Raw genomic sequence first — 21,446 nt, forward strand, 5'->3', positions numbered from 1 at the left:
ATATTAATAAAAGGCCCATTTTACTTTCCCATTTATGGCAAAACGCTACTTTCTACCCTTTCTACTTCTACTAGTAAGTCTCCCAACGCTGGCCCAGCGGCCCAAGCCTGCCGCCGTTACTCTGCCCCCGGCCGATACGGTCTACTTTGACCGCGACTGGGAGCGCACCGAAACGCTGGAGGAAGTCAGCTACGCCCGCATTGCCCGCCACGACGCAGCCGGTAAAACCGTGGGCACCGTGCGGGACTACTTCTACCCCTCGTGGAAAAAGCAGTGGGAGGGCAAAATGGCCAGCGAGTCACCGGACAAGCCGACCGGTCTGTGCTGCGGCTGGCACGAAAACGGCCAGGTCAGCTTCCGAGGCACCTACCTGAACGGAGTGCAGCAATCGGATTTTCGCAGCTGGCAGCCCAACGGACGCGAAATCAAGTGCACCTATACAACCGAGGATGCCCTGCCCCTGAGCAATGCCACCATCCATTGCAGTACCTGCGTGCATTTGAGTCGGAAAGTGTTTGAAGTGGACGTGCCGGAGGGCACGGCCGGCATCGTGTACAAGCTCGACATCCGCGACGGCGAAACGGCCCCGTCGTGGTCCACGGCCATCGGGCTGGCCAGCGCGCTGAGCAACCCCGCCACGGGCACGGTTGCTTTGCTATCCATGGTATCGGCCACGCTCTCCAAGCAGAACACCGGGCCCACGCCGACGGTGAGCACCAAGTGCCGCTGGTACATCACCACGGACCCGGCGGCGGTGCAGCAGTTCATGGATACGAAAGGCTCAATTACCATCCCCAATTCGTGTTTGCGGGTGGCCAGCAACACGCCCCAGGAAACCCGGCCTATCACCCTGCCACCGGGCACGCGCCGCCTGTACGTCTGCGTGAACAACGATAATTACCGCGCCGACGCTACCGCTACCTTGAGCGTGACAGCCTTGGTGAAAGCCTGTAAATAAGCAGCGCCGGCTTCTGCCTTTAGTAGTGAATAGTCAGGCCGGCGCCCCACTTGTAGTCACTGTCATAGTTTGTGCTCAGGGAAAAGTACTTGCTGACCATGTAGCGGAAGGCGACGTTGTACTCACGGTCGGTGTTCACCAGCAGGTCGGCGAAGAAGTTGTTACTCAGGGGCAGGTCGGTGCGTTCCAACTGCAGACGCACCTTGCCGTTGCTGTCCAGGCGCAGCTCCGAGCGCACGAGCAGCGGCAGCAGGTAGTAGGCGCCCACATCGAACACGCGCCGGTTGTTCTTGGTGTTGCGCTCGCCCTCCGCCAGCAACGTGCGGTTGTTGCGGTAGTCAAAGCCCACGAACGCGGCGAGAAACTGCCGGTTATCAAGGTAGCGCAGCAGGTGGGTTTCGGTCTCGAAGTTGCCCTGGTAGTTCACCCGTCCCTCAAATTCCAGCGCGTTGCGGTTGTTGGTGAGGGTAGTTTCCAGGAAAGCGCCCTGCGAGTGCGCCATCAGGTCGGCCCAGAGGTAGGGCCGGTTGTCTTCCTTTTTCAGCTCCTCGTAGTCGGTGCGGGCGTACTGGTTCTGCGGGGTGCCCTCGTAGCTCACGATGCGGGCCATGCCGGCCATCATGTGGTAAAGGATGTGGCAGTGGAAAAACCAGTCCTGCTCCTCGTTGGCATCGAACTCGATGGTGACCTTGCCCATGGACTGGATGTCGAAGGTGTGCTTCATCGGCGAATAGGCGCCCTGGGCGTTGACGAGCCGGAAAAAGTGCCCGTGCAGGTGCAGCGGGTGGCGCATCATGGTGGTGTTGGTGAAGGTCATGCGCACGTTCTCGCCCTTGCGGATGGGAATCTTGTCGGCCTCGGACAAAGTCTTGTTGTCAAACGACCACACGTAGCGCAGCATGTTGCCGGTCAGGGTCAGGTTAATTTCCCGCCACTGCTTGGTGGAATCCAGCGTGGTGGGGTTGAGGGCCCGCAGCTGGTTGTAGTTGAAGTCACCGGCACTGCCGCTCATTCCGGCCATTCCTCCCATGTCCATGCCCGCCATGCCGCCCGTATCCTGCATGCTGCCCATGCTTTTGCCGGCTTTTTCCTGGGCATTCGCTGGCCGGTTCTGCGGCGAGGGGGCCGTGGTGGCGGGTGCCGAGCCGTGCTGCATGTCCATCCCTGGCATCTGCGAGCCACTGGCCGGCTTCTGGCCCGACATGCCCATGCCTTTCATTTCCCCACCGCTCTGCTGCTTGGTCATGCCGGCGCCGCCCATGTCCATGCCACTCATGTTGCCCATGCTGCCCATTTCGCGCATCATCTGGAAGTAGTTGATGCGGGGCAGGTCAGGCGCTTTCATCGGCTCGCCCTCCCCGATGTAGGTGGAGGTGTAGCCCGTGATGTCGTTGGCCGTGGCCCGAAACTCGGCTGCGCCCATCGCGGGCACCGTGACCAGCAGGTCGTAGGTTTCGGCCGTGGCAATTTCGAGCTTGGTGACCGGGAAGGGCTCCACGTTAATGCCGTCGGCAGCAATTACCTGGATGGGGCCGCCGGCGTACTGCAGGAAAAAGTACGAGGAGGCGCTGCCGTTGATGACGCGCAGGCGCACCACTTCCCCGGGCTTGGCGTCCTTGAAGTAGCCCTTTTCCTGCCCGTTGGTCAGAAACTTGTTGTAGTAGATGTCGGTCAGGTCCATGGCCGGCATGCGGCCCCACTCCTGCTTGAGCTTGTCCTTGAAGTAGCCGGCGGCCAGGGCCTCGCCGTAGCTCTGGGTGGCCCCTTTCTGCACCGCAAACCACTCGCCGGTGCGCTTAAGGTAGCGCAGCACCTCCTTGGACTTGTGGTCGGTCCAGTCGGAGAGCACCAGCACGTACTCCTTCATCTCGTAGGGAATCCGCTTGGGGTGAATGACGATAGAGCCGTACACGCCGTCCTGCTCCTGCAGCATGGTGTGGGAGTGGTACCAGTAAGTGCCGCTCTGAATCAGGGGGAACGTAAACGTGTGGGTGCCGCCGGGCTCGACCGGTGCCGTGTTGAGGTATGGCACGCCGTCCTGCTCGTTGGGCAGCAGCAGGCCGTGCCAGTGAATGGAGGTTTCCATGTGCATCTGGTTGTGCACCCGAATCACGGCCGTGTCGCCCTCGTTGAAGGTGAGCGTGGGGGCCGGAATCTGGCCGTTTATGCCGATGGCCCGGCGGGTGCGGCCGGTGAAGTTGACTAGGCGCTCGTCGACGTACAGGTCGTATTCTACCCGTTTGCCCACGTAGCTGCTGCGGGGCGTCACGACTTTGCCTTGCAGCTCGGCGGCCGGCGGCGCGGACTGGGTCAGGTGGGGCTCGGTGCCCTTGCCCATACGCATGCCGGGCATGCTCTGGGCCCAGGCGGGCAAGGTGGCCAGCAGCGCAGCCAGCAGAAGGATTACTCGCATCGTCAGTTAGTTATTGCTTTTGGGTTGGTTGCGCGCCGGGTTGTTGTCCTCGAAGCGAAACTTGTCCATCGGGCTGGGCATGGCCATGCCGGGCATCGTCCCGGTGCCCTTCATCTCCATTGGCTTGCCATCCTTGCCTTTCATGTCCATGTCCTTCATATCGCCCATGCCGGGCATGGACTCACCCTTTTTCATGCCTGGCATCCCCGACATGTCGTTTGATGCTTGGCGGGTTGCGCCGGGTTTCTGACCGCCGGCGGGCTGCATGCCGGGCATGTTCTCCATCCCCTTCATCGTGCCCATGTTGCCCATAGCAGGTTGGTTCCGGGGTGTGTTTTTCGGGCGGGCGGGCCCCATGTCCATGCCCGGCATGTTGCCCATGTCCATTTGAGCGGGCTGCGCTTTGCGGCCAGGCGCTTGGGCCGAGGGGCGCGGGGTGCTCATGCCGGGCATGTTCATTCCCGGCATATCCGCCATGGCCCCCGGCCGCACGCTGCGGCCTGCCGGTGCTGGCTGCCGTTGGCTGCCCCGCGGTTGGGTGGGCATGTTCATGCCTTCCATCGGCTCCATGGATTGGCTGCGCTTGCCTGGCTGGGCGGCCTTGGGGTCCATGTTCATGCCTTCCATGCCGGGTTGGGCGTTGTCTGGCGGTGTGCCGGCTGGTTGGCGAGTCCCGTCGCTTGTGCCGGGCTCTTCGCTGTGGGCGTCTGCATCCGAAGTCGGCATGTCCATGCCGGGCATTTCTTCCTCCCCACCGTGGCCGTGGCTTTTATCGAGCAGGTTGCCCTGGGGACCCACGCCCTCCACGTACACCAGCTGCGCGCCCCGGTGCCCGGCCACGGAAAGCGCGCCGGCCGCCGCCACTGCCGCCACCAGCACCAGCACCTCGTAGGCCCGGCGCTGCACTTTAAAGTAAAACCCGATGCCGGCTAACAGCAGCGTGATGCCCGAGAGCCAGGTAGTGTAGCTGGCAAACTGTTCGTGGGCCGCGAATACCGCCGCTGCCCGGGGTGATAGGCCCAGGGGCATGGCATGAAACACGGTGCTGGCCGCTACCGCCCCGGCGAAGCCCCCGGCCATTACCGCCAGCGCAATCCAGCGCACCTGGGGCCAGTCCTTAAATACCAGCAGGGCCTGCAACGCCGCGGCGAGCATAATTAGGACAATGGGTAAGTGCACCACCAGGGGGTGCAGATTGGGAAAATCTGAAAACATAGAGCCGAATGAGCTAAGGCTGGTGCACGGAAAAACCCCGGCTCACTGCAAGCAGCAGCGCCGGGGCATTTCCCGATGGACGATGGAGAGGCGGTGCGGACCGCCGGCCCGGGATTTGTTGCTATTCTCTGTAGTGTACCATACGTAGCCGGGCCGAGCCAATGTTTACACGCCAAGGGCCAACCAGTTGCATAATTTCAAGCACCCCGGTAGCTGAGCAAATGCATCGTTCTTGGAGGTAGGCTGCTTTAGAGGGACGTTAAAACACAAAACGCCCGGCTGCGGGGCCGGGCGTTTTATCGGTTTTGATGGTTGCGGTCTAGGCGCCACAGGAGCCCAACTGGAATGACTAGGCCTTAGTCGCCTTGAATCCAGCATCTTCCACCAAGGCCAGCACCTGCTCTTCGGTCACGTCACCGGTCACGGTAAGCACCTTGCTGGGGTTCACCGTGTCCACTTGCCAGGAAGTGATGGCTTTCTCGCCGTTGAGGGTGGGAGTTACGGCTTTGATGCAGCTGCCGCAGTTGATGTTGGTGTTGAATTGAAGGGTTTTCATGGGAGTTAAGGAAGTGTCGCCCAAATCGGGCGGGTTCGATATAAGAACACCCAAAACTAGCGCGCGGTGCACCGTTAGGGGTACAGAATTAAGCTTCAGGCTTGCATGATTTGTGGCCGCTATTCCGCCACCGGACTGCTTGCCACTGCACTGACCGATGTTTTTAGTGGTGGCCCATGCCTCCGCTTAGCAGGTGTTTGCCCACCGCAAAGAGCACCAGCAGCACTAACCCGGCGATAAGCAAATAGCGGCCCCAGGGCGTCGGCAGAGCATCTGCGTGGCCCGCGGCCACGGCTTGGGCGTGAGCCTGCTTTTGCTGCCGCCACTTACCGATGCGCCCCCAGGGTTTGTAGACCGAAATGGCGGTGGCCGCCAGCAAAACCACCAGCGCGGCGGCTGCGTCGGCCAGCAGCTGCAGGCGCAGTCCGCGCAGGTCAGTCACGGATAGGTCGGTTTTGGCAGCTACTTCGGCCAAGTAGGTAACGGGCTGCATGTGCAAAAGCAGCAAGAGTGTGGCACCCACGGTGAGCACCAGCTTCACCAGCACCCAGTAATGCTTGAACAAGCCCCAGGGCGTGCCCAGCGCCTGCACCACGCCGGTGGCCAGCGCAGCCAGGCTGGAAGGCACGATGATAAACCAGCCACTCAGCCCCATGGCCAGGTAGGCCGTGCGCACCAGCAAGGCATCGGAACTGGTGAGGCCGGTGATGGCCAGAGCCAGGAACACGGCCACTGCACCCAGCCAGCCCACCGAAAACGTGATGTGGGCGGTGAGCATGAATTTACGCAGGGTGGGAGCCAGGGTCATCGGCGGGGCGGTTGAGGCGGGTAAATGACCCCGCAAAAGTAGGAGTGTCGCATAAGCTAGGCGTACAGAATTAGGCCGCGGACCAGCATAATTACCAGGTGGTAGCTCACGAAAAAGCCAGCCCGTACGCGACGGACTGGCTTCACAAGGTATTGAGAATACTTAAGCGGCAATGCCCTGACGGCAGGCCTGCTCGCAGCGGCGACAAGCCTCAGCGCATGCGCGGCAGTGCTCGGAGTGGGCACCGTGCTTTTCGCATTCGTCGGCGCAGGCCTTGCAGATTTCAGCGCACTCGCGTAGCAGATGGGCGGCGTGCTCCGAGCCGCGGGCCACGAGGCGGGCGGTGAGGGCACACACGTCGGCGCAGTCGCGGTCCAACAGGACGCAGCGGGCCATCATCTTCACATTGTCTTCCTGCAGGCAGGCCGTAGCGCAATGCTCACAGGCGGCGATGCAGGCGTTGAGGGCGTCGAGCAGGCTTTGGTTTTGGGTATGCATGGTTAAGAGGTGTAAGTGAACGAATAGGGCAGCCCAACTGGGCAGCTGACTAAGTATACCTGCTCTGTGGCCCACAGTTTTACATATTAATCTTTTTCCCTTGCATGATTTGGGGCCTCGTCTTTCACAACCGAAACCATTTCGGCGCGCAGCAGCCGGCGATACGCGGAAGGCGAACAGCGGGCCAGGCGCCGGAACTGGCCGGAGAAGTGTGCCAGGCTGGCGTACCCCAGGCGCCGGGCAATGAGGCCCACGCTCAGGGAAGAAGAAAGCAGCAGCTCCTGGGCATAAGCCAGCCGTTGACTTAGAATGTAGGCCGCCAGCGTCTTGTCACCCACCAGGCGGGCAAAGGCCGCACTCAGCTGCCCGTGGGTCAGGCCCAACTCCCGGGCCACCGCCGCCCCGAAAGCCCGGTGCCGCAGGCTTTCGCCGGGCTCGCGCAGCAAACGGTTTACCGCCACGCTCACCCGTTCCACCAGGGTCTGGTGAAAGGTTTCGAGTAAGGCAAACCGAGCCGCTTCGAGCGTGGCCCGCAGGCGGGGCCAGTCCAGCTCTTCGGCCGCGCCCGCCACCGTGGCGGCGCCCAGGCGCACGTCGAGCACCTGCAATCCCAAACCTTCCAGCTCCTGCCGCACCACCCGGATACCGCGCGCGCAGACCATGTGCTTGATGTAAAGCACAGTAGTGGGCGGAGCAGAATCGGGGCGATTAGGCATCAAGAAGGGAGGTTAAGGCAGGTAGATGCCGCGCTGCCAGCACTCGGTGTAGTCGAGCACCATGTGCAGCAGAAAGCCCACGGCCCAGATGCGGGTCCGCTCAGGCAGCAGCAGCAGCACGTAGCCGCCGATGGCCCAGTAGGTGTGAAAAGTGTGGAAGTTGATGCTACAGCGGTCCGGGTCGTAGAAGGGCGTGGCCCACAGGTGGTCCAGGTCGAGCAGCAGAGCAGCGGCCAGCACCAGCCATACGCGCCGCCAGTGGGGGCGGTGGAAGGACAGGGCGTACAGCCCCGGTACCGTGATGTGGAAAAAGGCGTGCAGCATAACCTAGCGGGTGGGCAGCACCGGATTCCGGTCCGAAGCCGGCGTAAGCGGCTGCGCGTCGAGCTCTTGGGGGTGGTCGTCCAGGCCCGTTTCCTGGTGAGAAGCGAAGTATTGGGCCAGGGCCTTTTCGCCCACCAGCCAGAACACCACGGGCGTCACGATGATGTCGAGGAAGGTGGAGCTGAGCAGGCCGCCCAGAATCACGGTGGCCACCGGATACAGGATTTCCTTGCCGGGCGCGTCCTTGGCCAGGGTGAGCGGCACCAGGGCCAGGGCGGCCACCAGGGCCGTCATCAGCACCGGCACCAGGCGTTCCAGGGAGCCGCGGATAATCATCGGAATGCCGAACTTCTCGCCCTCGTGCTCCACGAGGTGGATGTAATGCGAAATCATCATGATGCCGTTGCGCGAGGCAATGCCGGTGAGCGTGATGAAGCCTACCAGCGAGGCAATGCTAAACGTGCCACCCGTGAGCAGCACCGCCACCACCGAGCCGATGAGGGCCAGCGGGATGTTGAGCATAATCTGGCCCACCATCCACGAGGACTTGAAGTGCGAGAATAAGACCAGGAAGATGCCAGCCAGCGAAAACAAGCTCAGCCACATAATCTTCTGCGAAGCCGACTGCTGGCTCTCGAACTGTCCGCCGTAGGTAAGGTAGTAACCCGGCGGCAGCTTCACCTGCGCATTTACCTTGGCCTGAATCTCCTTGACGGTGGAGCCCAGGTCGCGCTCGGCCACGTTCAGCGAGATGGTGATGCGGCGCTGGGTATTTTCGTGGTTGACGGTGTTGGGACCCGGCTCGTAGACAATATCAGCTACCTGGCTCACGGGTATCATGGCGCCGCTAGGCGTTTCGATGCGCGTCTGCCCAATGGCGGCGATGTCGTTACGCTGCTGCTCGGGCAGCTTCACCACTAAGTCAAAGCGCTTCTGTCCGTCAAGCATCTGCGAGACGACGGCGCCCTGAAACAGGGTTTCCAGGTCGCGCACTACTTCGCCCCGGGCCATGCCGTAGGCGCGCAGGGCCTCATCGCGGGGCCGGATGAGCAGCTGCGGAATCTGCACCTGCTTCTCGACTTGCAGGTCCACCACGCCGGGCACGGTTGCAGCGGCCGTCCGCACTTCGTTGGCGTAGCGGCGCAGCTCCAGCAGGTCGTTGCCGAATACCTTGATGGCTACCTGGGCCCGTACGCCCGACAAGAGGTGGTCCAAGCGGTGGGAAATGGGCTGGCCGATGTTGACGTTGACGCCCGTAATCAGGCTCAATTTCTCGCGCATGTCGGCCAAAATCTCGTCGCGGCTGCGCATGGTTTTGCCTTCCTTTTCCAGCTCCTCCTCGGTCTTGAAGGCCACCTCGATTTCCGAGTTGTTCACCGATTCGGCGTGCTCGTCGAGCTCGGCGCGGCCGGTGCGGCGGGCGGTATAGGCCACTTCCGGAATCTTGAGCATCTGTTGCTCGCCCAGGCTGCCCAGTCGGTTGGATTCGGTGAGGGAGGTGCCAGCCGGGGCCGAGAAGTTGACCGTGAGCGAGCCTTCGTTGAAGGGCGGCAGAAACTCGGTGCCGAAGAAAGGAATCAGCGCCATCGCCGCCACGAACAGCGCCCCGGTTACCCCGAGTATGGCCTTAGGGTGCTGCAGGCCCCAACCCAGCAGGCGGGTGTCCTTTTTCTTGAGCCAGCGCACCAGCCCGCCGTCGGTTTCGGGGTGGTCCATCTGCTTCATCTTCGGCAGCAGATAGTAGCAGAGCACCGGCGTGACGGTGAGCGACACGAACAGCGAGGCCACGATGCTGGTGATGTAGGCGATGCCCAAGGGCGCGAAAATGCGGCCTTCCATGCCCTCCAAAGCAAACAGCGGCAGGAACACCAGCACCACGATGATGGTGGCGTACACGATGGAATTGCGCACCTCAGAGGAGGCGGCATAGATGACCTTGAGCACCGGCTGCGGGTGAGCCTTTTGCTTGTTTTCACGCAGGCGGCGGTACACGTTTTCCACGTCCACGATGGCGTCGTCCACTAGCTCACCGATGGCAATGGCCAATCCGCCGAGCGTCATCGTGTTGATGCTGATGCCCGCCGCCCTAAACACCAGGGCCGTGACTAGCAGCGAGAGTGGAATGGCGACCAGCGAAATGAAGGTGGTGCGCACGTTCAGCAGGAAGGCAAACAGCACGATGACCACGAGAATGGCGCCGTCGCGCAGGGCTTCCTCGACGTTGGAAATCGACGACTTGATAAATTCCGACTGCTTGAACAGGCGCGTGTTGACCTGCACGTCTTTGGGCAGCGAAGGCTTCAATTCTACCAAGGCTTTCTCCACCGCTTCGGTCAGGCCCACGGTGGCGGCGCCGGGCTGCTTCTCGATGCTGAGAATTACGGCCGGCTTACCGTTCACGCTGCCGTCGCCGCGCTTGAAGCGGGCACCAAATTCTACTTTGGCAATGTCGGCCACGCGGATAGGCGACTGCTCGCGGTAGCCGACGATGATATTTTCGATGTCCCCAACCGAGCGCAGCCGGCCCAGGTTACGGATGAGGACTTCCGAGCCCTGGCGGTCGAAGAAGTTGCCGGTGGTGTTGAGGTTGGACTGGCGCAGGGCTTCCTCTACCTGGTTTACCGTGAGGCCCGTGGCGTTCAGGCGCGGCATGTCCAGCAGCACCTGGTACTGCAGGTTGTCGCCGCCAATGGGAATGACCTGGGCCACGCCCGGAATGGAGAGCAGGCGCTGGCGCACGGTGTAGTTCGCCAGCGTGCGCAAATCGGCCGCGTTCGTTTCTTTCCCTCCCGACAGTCCCACCAGCATAATCTGACCCATAACCGAGGAAATGGGGCCCAGCACCGGCGTGATGCCCTCGGGCAGCTGCTCGCCGGTGGTTTGCAGCTTCTCGCTCACAATCTGGCGGGCGGTGAAAATGTCGGTGCCGTAGTCAAACTCCACGAACACCATGCCCAGGCCGATGGCCGAGTTGGAGCGCACCGCCGACACGCCGGTGGCCCCGTTCAGGGCCGTTTCTACGGGTAGCGTCACCAGGGCTTCCACCTCTTCGGGGGCCATGCCGGGCGCTTCCAGAAACACCGTTACGCGGGGCCGGTCCAGGTCGGGCAGCACATCCACCGGCAGCTGGCCAGCCGTGTAGGAGCCGGCAATGATGAGGCCCACGGCAAAGGCCAGCATCAGCAGGCGGTTTTGCAGGGCAAAGCGAATTATCTTGTCAAGCATCGGTTGTTAGCGCAAAGAGGAAGAAGCGAGAGTGGCCTAGTAGCCCCTCCCCTCCGGAAATTCAGCAGCGTCTTGGATGGTAGCCCAGGCCCGCCGGATAGCTTATTTTTTGACCCGGGGGGTGCGGGCCGAGGAGTGGGTGCTCATGATTTGCCACTGCCCGGCGGCGTTTTTGCGCAGCACGGACGTGGCCACCCCGCGGCGCACGATGGGTGCTTTGGCTTCCTTGTCCTGGGGGCCTTTCTTGAGGTTGATGGTGTAGGTATAGGTTTCCGTCGCAAATGCGTAGGGTCCGTCTACCTGCACGGCAGCTTTGTAATCGCTGAAGGTGAACGCGCTGAACTCCTTGAGCTCGGGACCCAGGTGGTGCTCGGCGTAGTGGCGGTAGGTGCCTTCCACGCCGCCCGACTCGAACACCTGAGAGTTGGCCGTGAACAGGCGGGCGGTGCCCGTGGTGTCCAGCTTTTGCACGGCCTGCTGGTACTTGGTCAGCACCGCTTTCACGGCAGCCTCGTCGGCGGCGGAGCTGGCGGCCGGAGCCGTCTGGGCCTGGGCGCTGGCAGCGGTGAGGGAAAGCGTGGCGGTCAGGACCGCGAGGGCAAAGAGGTTTTTCATGGGGAGGGAGGAAGCAGCCACGGCGGAGGGGGACCTATTGGTTGAGGTAAATGGATTTGAGCTGGTAGGTGCCGGTGGTGACCACGCGGTCGTTTTCGTTGACCTGCCCCTGCACGAGCACGGTCTGCTGGCCGTTGACGGCCCCGGGCTGCACGAAGCGAATCTTGAACCGCTCGGGCTCGGTGTGCACGAACACCACGGGCTTGCCATTCAAATCGGTGATGGCCGAGGTCGGCACCACCAGCTGCGGGGTGCCCCCGCCGGTCTGGCCCACGACCTGCACGTTCACGGCCTGGCCGGCGCGGTAGGCGCTGCCTTCCTGCGCGTCCAGCTCCAGCACCAGCTGGCGGGCCTGGTTCACGGGGTTCACCACGTTGCTGAACACTACGAGACTGGCGGGTACGCCGGCTTGACCTTGCAGGCCTTCCACCCGGAACCGGGCCCCGGGCGTGACCTTGGCCAGGTCCTGGGCAAACACCTGGGCTTCGACGCGCAGCTTGCCAGGGTTGATGACGCGAAACAGCTCGTCGCCTTGGTTGACCTGTTGGCCCACGGCGAGGTTGAACACGTCGACGGTGCCGCTCACGGGCGAGGTGATGCTCACGCGGCGCTGGCTGGCCTGCCCGTTCTGGATGCCGGCGTTCTGGCGGGCCTGGCGCAGGCGCAGCTCGGCGGCCACCACGTCCTTGCGGGCGGCGATGTCGGCGATGCTTTGCAGGCGGGCGTAGTCCTGCTGGGCGGCGCGCAGTTCTGCCTGAGCATTGGCCCGCTCGGTGCTGAGGCCGATTTGCTGAGTCGCGTCCAGGGTTTGCTCGATGACGGCCAGCGTCTGCCCGGCGCGCACGGTTTTACCCACCTGCGCGGCGAGGCTCACGATGCGCCCCGTCTGGGGCACCACCACTCGGCCTTCGCCCCCGGCCGCGGCCGATACCGTGCCGTAGAGCGTGGCCCGGCTGTAGGTGGTCGAGTAGGCGGCCAGGCTTGTGCGCACCTCGAACAGGAACTGGCTTTCCTTGGGCAGCAGCACCTCGTCGGTGGACGCCACGCCGGTGCTGGCTTTGGCGGTGCCGCCGTGGTCTTCGCCCCCGTGGGCCTGCACCAGGCCGGGTGGTAGGAGCAGTACCGTGAGTACCAGTCCCGCGGCGGCCGTAGCCGCCAGGAATTTATGCTTGGTTTTCATATCGGGTCGCATTAAGGGAAAGGGGTGCGGCGGCTGGCGGTCAACGCCTGCTCCGAGGTTTGCAGCACTGGTTCCGGGGGCTGACGCCGGCGCCGCATGAGCAGGGCCGTCAGGCCGATGCCGAGCACAAAGGCGCCGACCAGGGCCAGGATGGTTTTCCAGGAAGAGAAAAGCGAAGTGGCGGCGGCGGGGGCTGCGGCCGCTACGGGCAGCTTCTCTCCTACCTTGATGCCTTCGAGCAGCAGCAAGTCGGCCGTCTCGCCGGCCACGATGTTGAGGGCAAAGCTGTAGGCCTTGTTGGCCGGAAACTGGCCTTCCACGAGGTAGATGCCCGGCTCCTGCTCGGTCACCGCCCATTTCAGGTTGGCATCTTCCGGGGTGGTGAGCGTGAGCTTGGCGCCCTTGATGGGAGTATTGGTGGCGTAGTCCGAGAGGAACAGGCGCAAATCGGCGGGCTTGCCCCCTTCCAGGGGCTCGTAGCGCAGCAGCGCCTCGAACTGCTCGGAGAGCGCGGCCACCGAAAACGAGGTCGCGCCGGCCGCCGTGCCCGCTTTGGGTCCGTCGCCGTGGTCCTCGCCCCCGTGGGCGTAGGCCGTGCCGCATAGCAGCAGGCCCAGCAGCATAATGAGGAGTTGTTTCATGATGGTTGACGGTTATTCGCCCCGCAGGTAGTTAAGCTCGACCAAAGCCTGGCGGTAGTCGCGGATGGTGGTCAGGTAGGTATTCTGGATGGCAAAGGCCTGGTTCAGGCTCAAAATGAGCTGCAGGTAACTCACTTCCCCGGCCCGGAACAGGCGCTGGGACTGGCTGATGATGGCCCGCGACTGGGGCAGGCCAGTCTGCTCGTAGTAGCCCAGCGAGGCCGAGAATTTGCGCGTATCGGCCACGGCTTGCTGGTATTGAGTGCTGAGCTCCAGGCGCTGGGCCTGCAACTGGTAGCTGGCCGCTTGGGAGCGGGCCGTGGCTGCCTGCAGCTGCGAGCGGTAAGTCCAGAACCAAATGGGCACCGACACCCCAAATTGGAAGCGGTACTTTAGGGCTGAGTTCTCAAACGCCTGGTTCTGATAGCCCACCGTCAGAGCCGGCGTACGCCGGGCCCGCACCAGACTGATGCCCGATTGGCTGAGGGCTACGTTTTGGGTGGCAGCGGCCAAAGTGGGGCTGCGCACCAGGGCGCTGCTGTCTTCGGCGGGCAGGCCCGCGAGGAGCGCCGTGCTCGTTTGGACCAGCTCCGCGCCGGTGCGGCCCAGGTCGGTGCTGGTAGCCAGGGCTTCGCCGGGTCGGCCGAGCAGCAAACCCAAACGGCGTTGGGCGGCCTGGCGGTCGGCGGTGGCTTGCTGCAGCAGCACGGTCACCTGCCGGGCTTCGGCGTCGGTGCTGATGCGCTGCAGCGAGGTGACTTCGCCGGCCGTAAACAGGCGCTCAGTGGCCACCCGCAATACCCGGAACAAGCTGTCTTGGTAGGTGAGCTGCCGCACCTGCGCTTCGGCAAACTGCAGGCTCAGGTAGGCCAAACGCGTGTCGCGCAGCACGCTGGCCCGGCTCACGTCGCGGTTGCGCTCGGCCAGGGTGATACCGGCTTGTGCCACGCGGGACTGCTGGCGGTACACGTTGGGCAGGTCGATGGTTTGCACCACGCCCGGAGCCCACATCTCGCCCGTGGGAGCCGAAAACAGAAAGTCCGGGTTGGCGGGCGCAAACGAGCCGCGCTTGAGGGCGCGCTGCTCCTCGATTTCGCGGTCTGACTGCCGCAGCCGCGGATGCCGGCGCAGGGCCTGGGCCTCGGCACTATCCAGGCCGATAACGGTTTGCGCGCGCACCACGGCCGGGCTCAGTGCGAGGAGCACCAGGGTCAGCATCAATCGGTTCACCACGCGTTTCATTTTCAAATACTTCATATAATCAGGTTGAAGCCAGTCATAGGGCCGCCCACCGTTGCAGCAGCAGACGGCCCAAGACGGAGAAGGCCCGGACGCACTGCGTCCGAAAAACAGGCTCCGCCTAGGCTTTTTTGACCAGGGCCATGCCGCACTTGGGGCAGCTACCGGGCTTGTCGCTGGCACTGCCTTCGCAGTTCATGGGGCAGGTGTAGGCGGCCGACACGGTCTTGCTGGCCTTGGCGGCCGTGTCCAGCTTGTCGAAGCGCACGTTCAGGGCCTCGCTGCCGTTTTTCAGGCTCACGATGGCGGTGCGGGCTTTGGCGCCGGCGGGCAGCTTGGCCACCACGTAGTCGGTGCCGCCAGCCGTCAGCGGCACGGTGGCCGTCTTGTTGTCGGTGGTCTGTACCATCACCGAACCCGTCAATGTCTTATTGGACACGGCGGCCATCTTGTCGCCCAACAGGTAGATGCGCAGCTCAGTGGGCTGCTGCACCAGCTCCATGTGGTAGGGCTTGGCCGAACGCACCATGCCGCCGTGCGGAGCACTGTGGGCGTGGGTTTCGCCGGGAGCAATGTGCTTATCCGCTGCACCGGCGCCGTGGGCGTGCTGAGCCTGCGAGGCCAGGGGTGCGAGGGCGAAAAGAGCGGCGGCAACGAATGAAATCTTTACAATCTTCATGGGAAACGGGTAATTGATATGGTGGGGATGGGTGAGAATAGGCACAAGTCGCGCCCGCCAACCGGCGGTGCGACCTGCCTCCCGGGCATTACATCTTGTCGGTGTTCTGGTCGTGCCAGGCCTTGAAATCGGCGATTTCCTTCTCCTGGGCGGTAATCATCATCTGCGCCATCTCCTTGAGCTTGGTGTCCTTGCCGTGGGCCAGTTCGGCTTTGGCCATGTCCACGGCGCTCTGGTGATGCACCGTCATCATCATGTTGAAGTTCATGTCTGGGTTGGCCACCATGGGGGGCATGTTCTTCATCATGCCATCCATCGAGGCCTTCATCTTGCTGGTGAAGGGGTCGGCCGGGTCGTTGGGTTTGTAGTTGGTCGGGGCGCTGTCCAAGCGGGTGGCCACGGCTTCGAGCTCGGTGATTTCTTTAAGTTGGTCGGCTTTGATTTTCTCGGCCATCTGGCGCATGGTGGCGTCCTTGCCGTCGCGCAACTGAATGTCGGCCATGGCCACGGCGCCCTTGTGGTGCTCCAGCATGTGGTGAGCGAAGTCGTGGTCAGTATTGCCTTTGGGCTTGCTGGCCTCCATCTTCTGCATCATCTCATTCATCGAGGCCATCAGCGGGGAGTCACCGCCCGCGGCGCTGCCCGTAGCCCCGGCCGAGTGGTCCATGCCGGCCATGTCACCGGAGGCGGCGCCTTCCGTAGTGGGCGTTTCAGTGGTCATGGCCGTCGAATCGGCGGTCTTGTCACTGCTGCAGCTGGCCACCAGCAGGGAGCCCGAGCAGAGGGCGGCGAGGAAAAAAGCGGACTTTTTCATGGGTTTGGTTGGGTTAGTGGAAAAATGAAATGGGGAAGCAGGGATGGGGCTAAGCCTGCACGCTAGGCTTTCACGTTGATGGTGAAGTCGCCGGTGTGAATCTTGCCCGCGTGGTTGAACTGCAGGAAGACGCGGTAGAGGCCGGGCTTTTCGAAGTTGGTGTTAAAGCCGATGTTGGGTCCCTTGTCGGCCTGGTCGTTGGGGTGCACGTGCAGGTATTGCTCGGTGTCCTCGCTGATGACCACCACGTGGCCCAGCGCGCCGAGATAATTAGCGAGGTCCGTCACCGGCTGCCCGCCCTGGGTAATGTTGATTTTCATGCCCAGCAGTTGGCCCACTTTCAGGTCTTTGTCAAATGAGAGGGTGGCCTGGTAGCCGTCCTTTTCCCACTGCATGTCGTCGTTCTTGAACTTGACCGGGGCATACGCCGCGCCCTTCACTGTGAGGGGCTGGCGGCCCAGTTGGTGGCCCGAGCCGGTGGGTGTGTAATCCTGGAACAGCACGTAGTCGCCACCCTTGGGGAAGGTGTACTGGACTTTGTAGTCGCCGGCCGCCGTGTACTCGGGGTGTTCGTGGTAGAACTGGCCCAGGTCCTTGGAAACGATAATGAGGTGAATCTTCTTCTCGTGCACCACAGCCAGGGGCACCGGGGCCGACTCATTGCCCGTTTCGCGGGGCGTGAAAGCCAGGGTGGTGGGCTGCCCGGCGGTTACTTCCGTCGGCGTAGGCACGAGCTTCATCTCGTAGGTTTTGCCGTTGGCCACCTTGTCGTTGTGCTCCAGGTTCATGCCGCACTTGGGGCACTTGTCGCCTTCCTTGGTGCTGGTGACTTCGGGGTGCATGGGGCAGGCGTAGGTGTGGCCGCCGCCGTGCTCGGCGGTGCCCTCGGCCGGGCCGTTGGTGGGCGTAGTGACGGTGTCAGTGGTTTTGCTGGACTCCGTTTCGGACGAGCAGCTGGTGACGGTGAGGATGCCGGCCAAGGCCAGCAGGGAAAGCGGTATGCGGTGCATAAAAAGAGAATGGGGTTGAACAGAATGGGGGGCTACACCGAGTAGCCCAGGGTGCTGTTGCCGGGCGGCTAGGCATGCCACTGCTGCCAGAGCACGAAGCCCAGCACGGTGGCCACTACGGCGTAGAGCAGGTAAGAAAGCAGACGACGAACCGGGCCTTTGGGGGCGGGTGCGCCCGCTTCTTCGCAACAACTCTTCATTGTTGGGCGGGATAAAACCAGGAAGATGAGGGAGGGGGCGCAGCCAGGCGCCGGGCGGACACGCCAACGCAAAGGCTCGCCCCAGACATAGCAGCGCTATGCCAGGGCGAGCCTTGGGCACGTCAAATCAATCAGACCGTCAGGGACTGAATAAAGATTCGGATGTCGGGTATTTTGGGGGGCAGGTGCTCGCCGGGCACCAGAACGACCGCATGGGTACGGTCCCACTGTCCGGCCGCGGGCCGGAAAAAGAAGTCGCTACTGGCCGGCAGCAGCGCCGGCGCGGACGCGAGCAGCTGCTTTTCGCCGGGCGTGGCGAGCGACTTAAGAATAGCGGCCGAGTTGTCTTTGCAGCAGTCATCCTGGCCCGCGGGCTTGGAACTGTGCTTGGCATGGTCATGCTTGCCCTTCGTGGACTGCTGCTGGGCCGGGCCTTTGCCGTGACCGTGGCAGCCGGGATGCGAAGGCTTCTGCGGCGGGGTGACCTTGGCCATCGGCGCCGCAACCACCGGGTTGATGGTCGCGCAGTAGCACTGGCCCACGAACACGTTGACGAAGACGAGCAGGAAGCTCGTCGCCAGCAAACGGCGGAAAGGGAACAGGCTACGGAACATGAGAGGCGCTAAGCAACCGCAAAAGTAGACTTCTCTACGAAAAGGCGGTACCGCCTATTTACCCCATTTTTAAATAAAGAGTTTCCGGGCCGTTCCCGCGGCAGGCCGCTGAGCCTCCAAAAAAGGACCGCAAAGAGCCACCAGGCACTTTTAAGCGGCGGTTAGCCGAAATGCTCCCAATTGATGACCGCAAAATTATGCAAGCCTTCGGCCGGATTATGTAAATCCATTGCCGGCCCTCTACGTGCAAATTATGCAAGTTTCAGGTGGGATTCCGTACCAACCCCGCCGCAGGTGCGCCGTTCCTTTGTAAGGAGCTTTCTAGCCCGGGGAACATTGTGTTTTCCGGCCCAATGCAGCACTACAGCTGCTTATTTCTATGGAACCAACAACCAAGACCGAAACCCTCGACATTGAAGGCATGACCTGCGCGTCGTGCGCCTCCTTCGTCGAAAAGTCCCTGACCCGCACGCCCGGCGTGCAGCGGGCCATGGTCAATTTCGCCACCGAAAAAGCCACCATTGACTATCTGCCGACGCAGGCCACCCCGGCCACCTTAAAAGAGGCCGTAATCAAGGCGGGCTACGGCGTGACCGAGCGGACCCCCGATACGTCAGCCGCGGACCGACAGGCCGAAATCGACCAGCAGAAAGCCCTGGCTTATACTAAGCTCAAGCGCCGCTTTTGGGTAGCCACGGTGCTGGCCATTGTCATCATGCCCCTGAGCATGCTAATGCTCTGGCCCGCGATGATGGCACGCGTGAACATGCAGTGGCTGAATTATGGCCTGCTGGTGCTCACGCTGCCGGTGCTGCTGTATAGCGGACGCGAGTTCTATACTTCGGCCTGGAACGGCTTCAAGCACCGGGCCGCCAACATGGATACGCTGATTGCCGTGGGCACCGGCGCGGCTTTCCTCTACAGCCTCGCGGCCACGGTGGTGCCGGGCTGGTTTATGCGTCAGGGCATCATGCCCGAAGTGTATTACGACACCACGGCCACCATCATAGCCCTGATTCTGCTGGGCAAGGTGCTGGAGCTGCGGGCCAAAACGCAAACATCTGCGGCCATCAAGGCCCTGATGGGTTTGCAGGCGAAGACGGCCCGGGTGGTGCGCCCCGACGGCCAGGAAGTCGATGTGCCCATTGAGCAGGTGCAGCTTAACGACCTCATCGTGGTGCGTCCCGGCGAGAAAGTGGCTACTGATGGAGTCATTGAGGAAGGCCACTCGGCGGTGGACGAGGCCATGCTCACGGGCGAAAGCCTGCCGGTGGAAAAGAAAACCGGTGACCCGGTGTTCGGAGCCACGCTGAATAAGACCGGTTCCTTCCGCTTCCGGGTGACCAAGGTGGGCGTCGACACCATGCTCTCGCAGATTGTCAAGCTGGTAGAAGACGCCCAGGGTAGCCGCGCCCCGATTCAGCGGCTGGCCGACAAAGTCAGCGCCATTTTTGTGCCCACGGTGGTGGTCATTGCCATTCTCACCTTTGTGCTATGGTTTGACTTGGCGCCCGTGGAAGCGCGTCTGCCCTTGGCCCTGGTCAACTTCGTGGCGGTGCTCATCATTGCCTGCCCGTGTGCGCTGGGGCTGGCTACGCCCACCGCCATCATGGTCAGCACCGGCAAGGGCGCCGAGCACGGCGTGTTGATTCGCAACGCCGAGGCGCTGGAGAAAGCCCACCAGGTCAACACCGTGCTGCTGGACAAAACCGGCACCATTACCCGCGGGGAGCCCGCCGTGACGGACTTTGTGCCGGCCGAGGGCCAGGATGCTGCCCAGCTGCTGCAGGTCGTAGCGGCCGTGGAGCGTCAATCGGAGCACCCGCTGGCCGAGGCCGTGGTGCGCTACGCTGACGCGCAGGCAGCCACTGCCATTGCCGCCACGGGGTTCCAAGCCATCGAAGGCAAAGGGGCGCAGGCGTCCGTGAACGGGCAGGCAGTGCTCATCGGTAACTTCCGCCTGCTCGATGAGGCCGGTATTTCGCTTTCACCCCTGGTGCGCCGGCAGGCTGACGAGCTGCTTGGCCAAGCCAAGACCGTTCTCTACATTGCCGTGGGCGGAAAGGCAGCGGGTGTTATCGGGGTAGCTGATACAGTCCGCGAAACGTCGGCGGTGGCCATCAAACGGCTGCAAAGCATGGGCCTGGAAGTGGTGATGATGACCGGCGACAACCCCCAGACCGCGGCGCAGGTAGCCGGCCAGGTCGGCATCAAGCGCTACTTCGCCGAGGTGCTGCCCGCCGACAAAGCCGGTAAGGTGAAGGAGCTGCAGGCTGAGGGCCGCATCGTGGCCATGGTGGGCGACGGCATCAACGACGCGCCCGCCCTCGCGCAGGCCGACATTGGCTTGGCCATGGGTGGCGGCACCGACGTGGCCATGGAAGCGGCGGGCATCACACTCATGCGCTCGGATTTGCAGGGGGTGGTCACGGCCATTGAGCTCTCGCGCCAGACCATCCGCACCATCAAGCAGAACCTGTTTTTTGCCTTCATCTACAATACGCTGGGCATTCCTATTGCGGCGGGCCTTCTGTATCCCTTCTTCGGCATTTTGCTTTCGCCCATGCTGGCGGCCGGTGCCATGGCCCTGAGCTCGGTATCGGTGCTCACCAACTCGCTGCGCCTGCGCAGCTTCTCCCCCGCTAAAAACTAAGTTATGGACAGCTCCGAAATCATTGTGACGCTGACGGGCCTGGCCCTGTCGGCCTTCGTTATCTGGTACTTCTTCTTTTCCACCCGCCAGACGGCCAGCGCCGTTTCCACCTCCAGCGGGGTGCAGGAAGTGGACATTACTGTCAAAGGCGGCTACTCGCCCGACGTGATTGAAGTCGAGCGCGGCAAGCCCGTGCAGCTGAGCTTCTACCGCGACGAGGAAAACAGCTGCTCGGAGGAGCTGCTGATGCCCGACTTCAGCATCCGCCGCGACCTGCCCGCCTTTAAAACCACCCTGGTGGAGCTGCTGCCCCAGCAGGCCGGTACCTTTACGTTCACCTGCGGTATGGGCATGCTGCGCGGTAGCTTAGTCGTCAAATAGATGCCGCTCATGAACTCCCAACTCCGCTCCGGCTTCACGCTGCCCGCCCCCGGTACCCACCGGCTGCTGATTAAGAATATGGTGTGCCCCCAGTGCATCCGGGTGGTGACGGAAGACCTGACCGCCCTGGGCCTGCAGGTGCACCGTGTGGTGCTGGGCGAGGCCGACGTGACCACGGCCGACGGCCAGGAGCCCGACCTGGAACCCGTGCGTGCTAGCCTGCTGGCGGCGGGCTTTGCCCTGCTCGAAGACCCGCGGGCCCAACTGGTGGAGCAGATTAAGACCCTGCTCGTGACGCTCATTCACTACCCCGAGCCGGGCCCGCGCCTGCTGACCTATTCGGATTATCTGGTCCAGCACCTGGGGCGCGACTATCATTATTTGTCGCACCTGTTTTCGTCGGAGGAAGGCCTGACCATCGAGAAGTTCATCATCCGCCAGAAGGTGGAGCGGGCCAAGGAGCTCATCGGCTACGGCGAGCTGAGCATTGCTCAGGTGGCCGGGCAGCTGGGCTACAGCTCCCCGGCCCATCTCTCGCGGCAGTTCGGGCAGGTGACGGGCCTGACGCCCTCTGAGTTTCAGCGGCTCGGACCCGCCAGCCACGCCCGGCGCAGCCTGGATTCGCTGCTGTAGCCTTCGAAATTATGCAAGGAAAAAGGCCAACGGTGTAAAAACCGGGCGGGTAGGCTGGGCGTTTATAATGCTCA

Annotated in this window: 21 protein-coding genes; 4 read left to right on the top strand and 17 right to left on the bottom strand. The window is 62.8% G+C overall.

All coding sequences use genetic code 11. The features are described from left to right. Positions 1 to 34: 34 nt before the first annotated feature. A complete protein-coding gene (locus MTP16_RS24395; protein ID WP_243520469.1) occupies positions 35 to 958 on the top strand; it encodes a toxin-antitoxin system YwqK family antitoxin in 924 nt (307 codons plus the stop codon). A gap of 19 nt (positions 959 to 977) precedes the next feature. Here MTP16_RS24395 and MTP16_RS24400 read toward each other — a convergent pair whose 3' ends face one another. The 17 genes from MTP16_RS24400 to MTP16_RS24475 all read right to left on the bottom strand — a co-directional run bounded on the left by MTP16_RS24400 (position 978) and on the right by MTP16_RS24475 (position 17,705). Continuing rightward, positions 978 to 3,371 carry a multicopper oxidase domain-containing protein gene (locus MTP16_RS24400; protein ID WP_243520471.1) on the bottom strand — a complete coding sequence of 798 codons (2,394 nt, stop codon included), beginning with the start codon at positions 3,369 to 3,371 and terminating at the stop codon, positions 978 to 980. A 6-nt stretch (positions 3,372 to 3,377) separates the two neighbouring features. After that, the gene (locus tag MTP16_RS24405) at positions 3,378 to 4,586 is read right to left on the bottom strand and encodes a DUF2231 domain-containing protein (RefSeq protein ID WP_243520473.1); all 1,209 of its coding nucleotides are present in this window, start codon (positions 4,584 to 4,586) and stop codon (positions 3,378 to 3,380) included. 349 nt (positions 4,587 to 4,935) lie between these two features. Then, positions 4,936 to 5,142 (bottom strand): heavy-metal-associated domain-containing protein, encoded by a 207-nt coding sequence (locus tag MTP16_RS24410; protein WP_243520475.1) that lies wholly within the window; start codon positions 5,140 to 5,142, stop codon positions 4,936 to 4,938. A 163-nt stretch (positions 5,143 to 5,305) separates the two neighbouring features. Beyond that, positions 5,306 to 5,950, bottom strand: a complete 645-nt coding sequence (locus MTP16_RS24415; protein ID WP_243520477.1) for a hypothetical protein — start codon at positions 5,948 to 5,950, stop codon at positions 5,306 to 5,308. A gap of 162 nt (positions 5,951 to 6,112) precedes the next feature. Then, positions 6,113 to 6,448: a four-helix bundle copper-binding protein gene (locus tag MTP16_RS24420; RefSeq protein WP_243520479.1), complete on the bottom strand. Its 336-nt coding sequence runs from the start codon at positions 6,446 to 6,448 to the stop codon at positions 6,113 to 6,115. A gap of 86 nt (positions 6,449 to 6,534) precedes the next feature. Further along, positions 6,535 to 7,164 carry a helix-turn-helix domain-containing protein gene (locus tag MTP16_RS24425; RefSeq protein ID WP_243520481.1) on the bottom strand — a complete coding sequence of 210 codons (630 nt, stop codon included), beginning with the start codon at positions 7,162 to 7,164 and terminating at the stop codon, positions 6,535 to 6,537. A gap of 12 nt (positions 7,165 to 7,176) precedes the next feature. Next, complete coding sequence (locus MTP16_RS24430; protein ID WP_243520483.1) at positions 7,177 to 7,488, bottom strand: DUF6122 family protein; 312 nt, start codon at positions 7,486 to 7,488, stop codon at positions 7,177 to 7,179. Positions 7,489 to 7,491: 3 nt separating this feature from the next. Next, the gene (locus MTP16_RS24435; RefSeq protein ID WP_243520485.1) at positions 7,492 to 10,713 is read right to left on the bottom strand and encodes an efflux RND transporter permease subunit; all 3,222 of its coding nucleotides are present in this window, start codon (positions 10,711 to 10,713) and stop codon (positions 7,492 to 7,494) included. A 102-nt stretch (positions 10,714 to 10,815) separates the two neighbouring features. Next, entirely contained in the window at positions 10,816 to 11,328 is a 513-nt protein-coding gene (locus tag MTP16_RS24440) for a YybH family protein (protein ID WP_243520488.1), read from the bottom strand. A 34-nt stretch (positions 11,329 to 11,362) separates the two neighbouring features. Continuing rightward, positions 11,363 to 12,508: an efflux RND transporter periplasmic adaptor subunit gene (locus tag MTP16_RS24445; RefSeq protein WP_243520490.1), complete on the bottom strand. Its 1,146-nt coding sequence runs from the start codon at positions 12,506 to 12,508 to the stop codon at positions 11,363 to 11,365. Positions 12,509 to 12,519: 11 nt separating this feature from the next. Then, complete coding sequence (locus MTP16_RS24450) at positions 12,520 to 13,149, bottom strand: hypothetical protein (protein WP_243520492.1); 630 nt, start codon at positions 13,147 to 13,149, stop codon at positions 12,520 to 12,522. Between the two features lie 12 nt (positions 13,150 to 13,161). Further along, positions 13,162 to 14,406, bottom strand: a complete 1,245-nt coding sequence (locus MTP16_RS24455; protein WP_243520494.1) for a TolC family protein — start codon at positions 14,404 to 14,406, stop codon at positions 13,162 to 13,164. A gap of 103 nt (positions 14,407 to 14,509) precedes the next feature. Next, entirely contained in the window at positions 14,510 to 15,067 is a 558-nt protein-coding gene (locus MTP16_RS24460; protein WP_243520497.1) for a heavy metal-binding domain-containing protein, read from the bottom strand. Between the two features lie 88 nt (positions 15,068 to 15,155). Continuing rightward, positions 15,156 to 15,881, bottom strand: coding sequence for a DUF305 domain-containing protein (locus MTP16_RS24465; protein ID WP_243520499.1), 726 nt, complete (start codon positions 15,879 to 15,881; stop codon positions 15,156 to 15,158). Positions 15,882 to 15,943: 62 nt separating this feature from the next. Beyond that, positions 15,944 to 16,891, bottom strand: coding sequence for a heavy metal-binding domain-containing protein (locus MTP16_RS24470; protein WP_243520501.1), 948 nt, complete (start codon positions 16,889 to 16,891; stop codon positions 15,944 to 15,946). 68 nt (positions 16,892 to 16,959) lie between these two features. Continuing rightward, positions 16,960 to 17,091 carry a hypothetical protein gene (locus MTP16_RS25960; protein ID WP_262922685.1) on the bottom strand — a complete coding sequence of 44 codons (132 nt, stop codon included), beginning with the start codon at positions 17,089 to 17,091 and terminating at the stop codon, positions 16,960 to 16,962. A 131-nt stretch (positions 17,092 to 17,222) separates the two neighbouring features. Continuing rightward, positions 17,223 to 17,705: a hypothetical protein gene (locus MTP16_RS24475; RefSeq protein WP_243520503.1), complete on the bottom strand. Its 483-nt coding sequence runs from the start codon at positions 17,703 to 17,705 to the stop codon at positions 17,223 to 17,225. Between the two features lie 379 nt (positions 17,706 to 18,084). Between MTP16_RS24475 and MTP16_RS24480 the strand changes: the two genes are divergently transcribed. From MTP16_RS24480 to MTP16_RS24490, 3 genes are read left to right on the top strand one after another with little or no spacing between them, the layout of a single operon-like run. Then, the gene (locus tag MTP16_RS24480; protein ID WP_243520505.1) at positions 18,085 to 20,358 is read left to right on the top strand and encodes a heavy metal translocating P-type ATPase; all 2,274 of its coding nucleotides are present in this window, start codon (positions 18,085 to 18,087) and stop codon (positions 20,356 to 20,358) included. A 3-nt stretch (positions 20,359 to 20,361) separates the two neighbouring features. Further along, positions 20,362 to 20,739, top strand: a complete 378-nt coding sequence (locus MTP16_RS24485; RefSeq protein WP_243520507.1) for a cupredoxin domain-containing protein — start codon at positions 20,362 to 20,364, stop codon at positions 20,737 to 20,739. Positions 20,740 to 20,748: 9 nt separating this feature from the next. After that, positions 20,749 to 21,372 (top strand): helix-turn-helix domain-containing protein, encoded by a 624-nt coding sequence (locus MTP16_RS24490; RefSeq protein ID WP_243520509.1) that lies wholly within the window; start codon positions 20,749 to 20,751, stop codon positions 21,370 to 21,372. Positions 21,373 to 21,446 lie beyond the last annotated feature (74 nt).

It is taken from the genome of Hymenobacter monticola (genome assembly GCF_022811645.1).
GTDB classification, from domain to species: domain Bacteria; phylum Bacteroidota; class Bacteroidia; order Cytophagales; family Hymenobacteraceae; genus Hymenobacter; species Hymenobacter monticola.